Genomic DNA, 7,742 nt, shown 5'->3' on the forward strand with positions numbered 1-7,742 from the left:
ACCATCTAATACCATCAAAATTTTTTCTAAATCACCTAGTTCCTGATCCTCAAAAAGGTTAAGCTGTGTTATAATTTTCATAGTGAGACCTCGCTAATAGAGATTTTTGACTTAAAACTATTATAACGCTTTGACGTTGCATTGAGGCTCACAAAAGGGAAAAATCGCTACTTAACGTGGCGATTTTTCTTTTTATAGCGTGCTAATCTGGTGATAGGACGGGAATAAATAACTACGGGAATGATTCTAAAAGTCAATAAAATAAAGAGAGTTTATGAAAACCAAAAAAATAATCAAAGAAAAATAAGCTCAAATTAGTTCATAACACAACATTTCAAAGTTATTTAACTATCCTAATACTTGCCTGTCTAAATATGTAAATTTTAATATTGAAACACTTGTACTTTGAAAAGTCACTTATATTTTTTGCATACCTTAAAATGGGAAAACTAACTTTCACATTCTATATAGAATATCCAGTCACTAATACTCAATGAAAATCAAGTCAATAAGGTCTGTTTTACATTTCGAAGAGTATAAGATTTATCTTTCCAACATATCTTTTTATTCTGAAAAAATAGCAACCCTCTCATTAACAGGGTTGCCATTTCAACTTATCTCACTTTTATTTTTCAGATACTTTTTTTGCTAAGGCAAAATTACCAAGAGTTGCAGAACCATTTTCAGCAACAGCTGGCGTTACGATATATTCTTTGACATCTGGTGTTGGGAGATAATCGTTCATCAAACCGGCAAACTTCTCACGTACACGATTAAGCATGTGCTCTTGAGCCATAACTCCTCCACCAAATACAATTACTTGTGGACGGTAGAGCAATGTTGCTTGTACAGCTGCTTGTGCAATGTAGTAAGCCTGCACATCCCAAACGTCTGAGTTGAGCTCGATTAATTCGCCCCGAATACCAGTTCTTCCTTCAAGTGACGGACCTGCCGCTAAGCCTTCCAAACACCCATTGTGGAATGGGCACATTCCCTTAAATTCATTTTTAACATCGTAAGGGTGTAAGGCAACGTAAGTATGACCAGCTTCAGTATGACCCAAGCCACCGATAAATTCACCATTCTGAATAGCACCTGCACCAATACCTGTACCGATTGTATAGTAAACTAAGCTCTTTACCCCTTTACGAACCAAGGTTTCACCAAAAGCTGATGAATTCACATCTGTCGTAAAATAGAAAGGAATATTAAATTCCTTAGCAATTAAGCCAAGTAAGTCAATATTTGACCAATGTGGTTTTGGAGTTGAAGTAATGTATCCATATGTCGAAGAGTTTTGATCAATATCAATCGGACCGAAAGAACCTATCGCAATACCTGCCAAGCGTTCTTCGTAGCGTTTGAAGAATTCAACCGTTCTCTCAATCGTTTCATAAGGAGTTGTCGTAGGAAATTGCGTTTTTTCAACAACTTGAAAGTTCTCATCACCTACGGCACAAACAAATTTTGTTCCACCAGCTTCCAAGCTACCATATAATTTTGTCATCTTATTATCTCCCATTGTTTTATCTGTTTCATTATACCATAGAAAGAAATAGAAGAAAAAGGCCTAATGCCTTTTCCTTTCAATTTTCTATACTATTTTACTACTTTCAAGAAGTCTGCTCCATGAGCAATTGTTCCTTCAGCAAGTGGTGAAACTTCAGCAAAGTCTGCTGTATTTGTTACGATTACCATCGTAGTATCATCTAGACCTGCTTCAGCAATTTTCGCAGCATCGAATTTAGCAATCGGAGTACCAGCTTTTACTTTATCACCAGCTACTACTAATTTCTCAAAACCATTACCGTTCATAGAAACTGTATCGATACCGATGTGGATCAAGATTTCAGCACCAGTTGCTGTTTTCAAACCGTAAGCATGACCTGTTTCAAAAGCAATTGTTACTTCTGCATCTGCTGGTGCATAAACAACACCCTCAGAAGGTTTAACAGCCAAACCTTTACCCATAGCTCCTGATGAGAAGACTGGGTCATTAACATTTTCAAGAGCAACTACATTACCTGAAAGTGGAGAAACAAGAGTTTCTTCAGAAAGCAAAGCTGTTGTAGCTTCATTTGCTAGAGCCGCTGTTTCCTTTGCAACTGCAGAAGATTTACCAGCAACTGGCTCTTCATCTTCATAACCAAAGAGGTAAGTCAAAGCAAAACCGAGAGCGAATGATACAGCTACCATAAGGATGTATGGAAGAATTTGACCATTACCTGCATAAAGTGTCAAACCTGGGATGATAGTAACACCCATACCTGTACCAGCAAGACCAAGAAGAGATGCTACAGCACCACCGATGGCACCAGCAATCAATGAAAGAAGGAATGGTTTGCGGAAACGCAAGTTCACACCGAAGATAGCTGGCTCAGTAATACCGAGGAAGGCAGAAAGAGCTGCTGGGAAAGCAAGAGCTTTCAATTTAGGATTTTTAGTTTTCACACCAACCGCTACTGTAGCTGCACCTTGTGCTGTCATAGCTGCAGTGATGATAGCGTTGAATGGGTTAGCACCAGTGTTTGCTACCAATTGAGCTTCCAAGAAGTTGAAGATATGGTGAACACCTGATACAACGATAACTTGGTGAACACCACCGATAAGGAGACCACCAAGACCCATTGGCAAGTTCAAGATAGCTTGCGTACCAGCCAAGATGTAGTTTTCAACCACGTGGAAGACTGGACCAATGACAAACAAGCCAAGAATAGACATGACAAACAAAGTCACGAATGGCGTTACCAAGAGGTCAAGAACTTCTGGAACAACCTTGCGGACAGCTTTTTCAAATTTAGCACCAATCAAACCGATGATGAAGGCTGGCAATACTGAGCCTTGCAAACCAACAACTGGAATGAAACCGAAGAAGATAGTTGGTTTCACATCGCCACCTGATGCTACAACCCAAGCGTTTGGCAACTGACCCGCAATGAGCATCATACCAAGTACGATACCGATTGTTTGGTTACCACCGAATACACGGAAGGTTGACCATACAACCAAGGCTGGCAATACGATGAATGCTGTATCTGTCAAGATTTGTGAGTAAACGTTCAAATCTTCTGGAAGAGTATAACCAAGAGCTCCAAGAAGACCACGAAGACCCATGAAAAGACCAGTTGCTACGATAGCAGGAATGATTGGAACGAATACGTCACCGAAAGTACGGATAGCACGTTGGAAAGCATTACCTTGTTTAGCAGCTTCAGCTTTTTGTTCACCAGTAGTCGCTGTTGGTAAACCAAGGGCAACCACCTCATCGTAGATTTTGTTTACTGTACCAGTACCAAAGATGATTTGGTATTGACCTGAGTTAAAGAAGGCACCTTGAACTTTTTCGATGTCTTCGACTGTATCCTTGTCGATTTTATTCTCATCAACGACCATTACACGAAGACGTGTTGCACAGTGGGCAACGCTACGTACGTTTTCGCGTCCACCAAGAGCGTCAATGACTTTTTTTGCAATTTCTGTATTGTTCATCTTGCAAAAATCTCCTTATAAATATTTTTTGTTTTTGAAAGTGTTTTCAAACTTTCGATGCTTTAATTATATCATTTTCTAGCTATATGTCAAACGTTTATCATATTTTTTTTCGAATTTATCAAAACCACTGTTAAAACTTGATTTTTTGCAAGAAAACGTTTACTATATTAATTGAAAAAATAGAATTTTGGAGACAATTATGACATTCACAACTGAGGAACGTTACAGAGCTTACGCTGACTGGACACCCGAATACATTGAAAAAATTAAAAAGAATACTGAAAGTTCACCTTGGAGAACCAACTTCCATATCGAAACACCGCATGGACTCTTGAACGACCCCAATGGGTTCTCTTATTTTAATGGAAAATGGACCTTGTTTTATCAATACTTTCCTTTTGGTGCAGCCCACGGCCTAAAATCATGGGTACATACTGAATCAACCGATCTGGTTCATTTTGAAGAAACAGGTACAGTCCTTTATCCAGATACTCCTTTAGACAGTCACGGCGCTTACTCTGGATCTGCCATGGATTTTGGCGACAAGCTCTTTCTCTTCTATACTGGAAATGTCCGCGATGAAAATTGGGTTCGCCATCCATACCAAATCGGTGCCTTGATGGACAAGGATGGTAAGATTGAAAAGATTGATAAAGTCTTGATTGAGCAACCAGAAGATACCACTGACCATTTCCGTGATCCACAAATTTTCAACTATAAAGGGCAATATTACGCTATCGTCGGTGGACAAAATCTGGATAAAAAAGGAATTGTCAAACTTTATAAAGCTGAAAATAATGACTACCTCAACTGGTCCTATGTTGGTGACCTAGATTTTGCCAATGATACGACCGCTTATATGATGGAATGTCCGAATATTGCTTTTGTTGGTGAGCAACCCATCCTTCTCTACTGTCCTCAAGGTTTGGACAAAAAGGTTTTGGACTACGGCAATATCTATCCAAATATGTACAAGATTGGTCAGAGTTTCGATCCTCAGACAGCCACTATTGTAGAACCAGGTGAATTGACCAATTTGGACTATGGTTTTGAGTGCTATGCAACCCAGGCCTTTAATGCACCAGACGGTCGAACACTCTCTGTAAGCTGGTTGGCTCTTCCTGATGTGGAATACCCAACCGATGCTTATGACTACCAAGGCTGTCTGTCATTGGTTAAAGAATTAACCATCAAGGACGGTAAGCTCTACCAATATCCAGTCGATGCTATTACCAGTCTTCGTAAAGAAGCTCAGCCATTTTCAGCCCAAAAAGAAACTAATAATGTTTACGAATTGGAACTTGACTTCTCAGCTGGAAACAAGCACGAACTAGTTCTATTTGCAAATGAAGAAAAGAACGGCTTGGTCCTGACAGTAGATACAGAAAACGGTCAGATTACCTTAGACCGTGGCAACTGTGGTCAGCCATTTGCTTTGGACTTCGGGACAACTCGTTCATGTGAAATTGAGCCTGGAGCAATAACTGCAAATATCTTCATCGATAAGTCAGTCTTTGAAATTTTTATTAATAAAGGAGAAAAAGTATTTTCTGGTCGCGTCTTCCCAGATGCTGATCAAAACGGAATTGTCATCCGAACAGGAGCACCGACTGGAACCTACTACCACTTAGATTATGGTCGCAAAACTAACTGATGTAGCACAGTTAGCTGGGGTTAGCCCCACCACTGTCTCACGCGTTATCAATAAAAAAGGATACCTATCTGAAAAAACCATTCGCAATGTCGAGGAAGCCATGCGTGAACTAGGTTATAAACCGAACAACCTGGCACGTAGCTTACAAGGTAAATCCGCAAAATTAGTTGGTCTCATCTTTCCAACCATCAACAATATTTTCTATTCTGAGCTAATAGGACATCTGGAAAAAGAACTTTTTGATCGAGGTTATAAAACCATTATTTGTAATAGCCAACATGAATCCGATAAGGAACGTGAATATCTAGAAATGCTAGCAGCAAACCAAGTTGATGGTATTATATCAGGCAGTCACAATTTGGGAATTCAAGACTACGATCGTGTCGTCGCACCAATTATTGCTTTTGACCGCAACCTCTCTCCTTCCATTCCCATTGTCTCCTCCGATAATTTTGCTGGCGGGATATTAGCTGCCCAAACCTTACAAAAAGCGGGATGTCACAATCCATTAATGATTACGGGAAATGACGACTCTAATTCTCCAACTGGACTACGACAAGTAGGCTTCACTTCTATTTTAGATGAAGCTAAAGTTTTTAAAATCGCAAGCGACTTATCCCCAGTGAGAAAAGAAATGGAGATCCGCTCAATACTTGAAAAACACAAACCAGATGGCATTTTTGTTTCTGGCGATGCGACAGCTATGCTGGTTTGGAATGTGGCTCGTTCTTTAAAATTATCCATTCCAGAGGATATCAAATTAATTGGTTATGATGGTACGAGCTTTATTGAGAGTTATTATCCTCAATTAACAACCATCAAACAACCATTGGTCGAGATCGCACGGTTGTTAGTTGATTTACTGATTGATAAGATTGAGGGAAAGAAACTCCCAAAAACAGACTATATTTTACCAATCACCCTCTTAGCTGGGGCGAGTGTATAAAAGAGACTGTACTTGAATTGACATCAAGTACAGTCTTTTTCACTTTTCATTCTACAATAAAAGAAGAAACCTTATTTGGCTTCTTCTTTTATAAACTGGCTTAGTACACCGTTGACAAATTTAGCAGATGCATCATCTGAAAATTCTTTGGCTAGTTCAACTGCTTCATTGACTGCAACACGATCTGGCGTTTCTTCAAAATATAAAATTTCAAATAATCCTAATCGCATGATATTCTTATCAATTAAAGTCAAACGATCCAAGGTCCAGCCTGATTTTAGTCGAGTGGATAATTCTTTATCCAACTCCTCACGATAATCCGCTACACCATTGACAAGATTAAGAAGGAAAAGTGGAATTTCAATTCCTTCTTGCTCATCTTCTTTATCATAAAGGTAAGAAAACTGAGCAGCTTGAACGGGTTCTTGTCCAAATTCAAGCGATACGATTGCCTGCAACGCACATTTCCGCAAGGCATGTCTATTATTCTTCATCAAGGAAATCCTCTCCGAATAAATCTTTCAATGCTGGTTTTGGTGTCTTATCAGGAACAATGCCATTGACATGGATATTGACAGCATCAACTTGTACATCTGCATAATTTAGAACTGCTGTTTTAACAGCACGTTGAATATCCATAGATACGGCAGGTACATTGACACCATACTCTAAATAAACATAAATATCTGCTGTTACTCGACCTTCTTCATCCGTCTCAAGGTAAATTCCTTTATTTAAAGATGTTTTTGACCAGCTATCCGCTACTCTTTTATTCTGGAGGGAATGTACCCCATCCACTTTAGCGGCAGCAATGCCTGTAATTACTTCAAGAACGCGTGGCGCAATAACAATTTCGCCCTGATATTCTACTGTCATAGGCTCTCCTTTCCTAAGAGGAAACGCTTAAGCGCGTGAAACGTATGTTCCCTCTGCTGTATTAATAACAAGTTTTTGACCTGCTTCAATAAAATCTGGTACGTTAACAACAAGACCAGTCTCCATAGTCGCTGGCTTACCAGAACCTGTCACTGTTGCACCTTTGATAGATGGTTGTGTTTCAGCAACGACCAATTCAACAGTTGTTGGGACAGTGACACCAATCACTTCTGTTCCATAGAATTGAATTTTTACATCTGAGTTTTCTAAAATGTATAGTAATTCTTCTTGGATTGTAGCTACTGGAATTTCATATTGATCATACGTTTCAGTGTTCATGAAATAAGCAGTGTCATCCATTTGGTAAAGATATTGAGCTGGAACAGTCTCGATAATAGCTTGTTCAAATTTTTCATCTGGACGGTAAGTTGTATCGAAAGTAGATCCTGTACGCACATCACGCAACTTCATACGCATGATTGTATTTCCCTTACCAGGTTTGTGATGACTTGCTTCCAAGACCTTAATCAATTTGCCTTCCGCTTCAAAGGTCATACCTGCTCTAAGTTTACTTGCTTCAATCATTTGAATGTTTACCTCTTAAAAATAATTTATTCGTTTTATTTTACCATAAATCAGCAAATTTCTCAAATGACAATCAATTCTTTTCCCGACTTTATCACTTAATTTTTTAATAAACCACTTCAATTGCTTGATATAATTGAATTTTTCAACGATTTTTTAAACCTTTTTCTTGTGTTGTACGGCGTTGTA

7 protein-coding genes are annotated in these 7,742 nt (G+C 39.0%); 2 read left to right on the forward strand and 5 right to left on the reverse strand.

Annotation, left to right across the window (positions count from 1 at the left end):
• Positions 1-625: 625 nt before the first annotated feature.
• The gene (gene scrK / locus K6V43_RS10990; RefSeq protein ID WP_222383118.1) at positions 626-1,507 is read right to left on the reverse strand and encodes a fructokinase ScrK; all 882 of its coding nucleotides are present in this window, start codon (positions 1,505-1,507) and stop codon (positions 626-628) included.
• 92 nt (positions 1,508-1,599) lie between these two features.
• Complete coding sequence (locus K6V43_RS10995; RefSeq protein WP_222383119.1) at positions 1,600-3,489, reverse strand: sucrose-specific PTS transporter subunit IIBC; 1,890 nt, start codon at positions 3,487-3,489, stop codon at positions 1,600-1,602.
• 202 nt (positions 3,490-3,691) lie between these two features.
• Between K6V43_RS10995 and K6V43_RS11000 the strand changes: the two genes are divergently transcribed.
• Both K6V43_RS11000 and K6V43_RS11005 read left to right on the forward strand, forming a co-directional pair.
• Complete coding sequence (locus tag K6V43_RS11000; protein WP_222383120.1) at positions 3,692-5,146, forward strand: sucrose-6-phosphate hydrolase; 1,455 nt, start codon at positions 3,692-3,694, stop codon at positions 5,144-5,146.
• Positions 5,127-6,092, forward strand: a complete 966-nt coding sequence (locus tag K6V43_RS11005; RefSeq protein WP_160863916.1) for a LacI family DNA-binding transcriptional regulator — start codon at positions 5,127-5,129, stop codon at positions 6,090-6,092. The genes K6V43_RS11000 and K6V43_RS11005 overlap by 20 nt, the downstream gene beginning before the upstream one ends.
• 71 nt (positions 6,093-6,163) lie before the next feature.
• Here K6V43_RS11005 and nusB read toward each other — a convergent pair whose 3' ends face one another.
• The 3 genes from nusB to efp are packed head-to-tail and all read right to left on the reverse strand — an operon-like array spanning position 6,164 to position 7,553.
• A complete protein-coding gene (gene nusB, locus K6V43_RS11010) occupies positions 6,164-6,586 on the reverse strand; it encodes a transcription antitermination factor NusB (RefSeq protein ID WP_024391543.1) in 423 nt (140 codons plus the stop codon).
• Positions 6,576-6,968, reverse strand: coding sequence for an Asp23/Gls24 family envelope stress response protein (locus K6V43_RS11015; RefSeq protein WP_024396589.1), 393 nt, complete (start codon positions 6,966-6,968; stop codon positions 6,576-6,578). The genes nusB and K6V43_RS11015 overlap by 11 nt, the downstream gene beginning before the upstream one ends.
• Before the next feature lie 27 nt (positions 6,969-6,995).
• A complete protein-coding gene (gene efp, locus K6V43_RS11020; RefSeq protein ID WP_024391541.1) occupies positions 6,996-7,553 on the reverse strand; it encodes an elongation factor P in 558 nt (185 codons plus the stop codon).
• Positions 7,554-7,742: the final 189 nt, after the last annotated feature.

Source organism: Streptococcus suis (assembly GCF_019794615.1).
Classification (GTDB): domain Bacteria; phylum Bacillota; class Bacilli; order Lactobacillales; family Streptococcaceae; genus Streptococcus; species Streptococcus suis_AI.

Coding starts and splice junctions, on each gene's coding strand:
- K6V43_RS10995 (WP_222383119.1), bottom strand. CDS start 3,489: ATGAACAATACAGAAATTGCAAAAAAAGTCATTGACGCTCTTGGTGGA.
- K6V43_RS11000 (WP_222383120.1), top strand. CDS start 3,692: ATGACATTCACAACTGAGGAACGTTACAGAGCTTACGCTGACTGGACA.
- K6V43_RS11005 (WP_160863916.1), top strand. CDS start 5,127: ATGGTCGCAAAACTAACTGATGTAGCACAGTTAGCTGGGGTTAGCCCC.
- scrK (WP_222383118.1), bottom strand. CDS start 1,507: ATGACAAAATTATATGGTAGCTTGGAAGCTGGTGGAACAAAATTTGTT.
- K6V43_RS11015 (WP_024396589.1), bottom strand. CDS start 6,968: ATGACAGTAGAATATCAGGGCGAAATTGTTATTGCGCCACGCGTTCTT.
- efp (WP_024391541.1), bottom strand. CDS start 7,553: ATGATTGAAGCAAGTAAACTTAGAGCAGGTATGACCTTTGAAGCGGAA.
- nusB (WP_024391543.1), bottom strand. CDS start 6,586: ATGAAGAATAATAGACATGCCTTGCGGAAATGTGCGTTGCAGGCAATC.